1 protein-coding gene is annotated in these 608 nt (G+C 79.1%); it reads left to right on the top strand.

All coding sequences use genetic code 11. The annotated features are described in order from the left end of the window. On the top strand, positions 1 to 608 hold a 608-nt coding region (locus tag AE652_RS42685), incomplete at both ends, for a hypothetical protein (RefSeq protein WP_049661747.1).

The raw sequence follows: 608 nt of genomic DNA, 5'->3' as shown, positions 1-608 counted from the left end.
CTGGCGGCCTGGTGGCCGCACGCCCGCACCGCGCTGCCGCGCCGGGCCGGGGCGGTCCTGCTGCTGCTCCTCGCCTTCGGGCTGCTGCTGTGGGCGGGGGCGGTGCTCCGCTACCCGGTCGAGGCGGGGGAGAAGCTCGACCTCTCGCCTGCCGGCGCCTTCGGCGGCCCCCTGCGGAACGCCGGCGAACACGCGGCCCGGCAGGTGGCCGGACAGCTCGGCGCGGGGCTCGTCGCGGCCGCCGTGATCGCCTTCTTCCCCGCCCGGGTGGGCATCGGCACGGCGCTGCTCACCGGCGCCGGAGCCCTCGCCATCGGCTACCTGCGGCTCGGACCGCCGATGACGGTGCTGGAGACGCCGCCGTCGGTGGCCGACCGGGTCGTGGTGTTCGAGGGCGGGATGGGGAGTTGGGCCGGCATCGCGGCGGTGGTGGCGACCGTCGTCTCGCTCGTCCTGATCGAGCGGGCCGCCAACCGGCTGCTGAAGCCGGCTCAGGAGGCCCGACGGCAGGCCCGGGAGGCCTGGCGGGAGCGGGGCGTGCGGGGCGTGCGGGGCACGGGGCCGTCCGGGGCCGGCACCGCCGAGCGGGCGGGGAGCGCGCCGTCCGG

Source organism: Kitasatospora sp. MY 5-36 (genome assembly GCF_001182915.1).
Taxonomy (GTDB): domain Bacteria; phylum Actinomycetota; class Actinomycetes; order Streptomycetales; family Streptomycetaceae; genus Kitasatospora.
The sequence above is the reverse complement of the archived record's forward strand: the minus strand, read 5'-3'. Positions and strand labels throughout refer to the sequence as shown.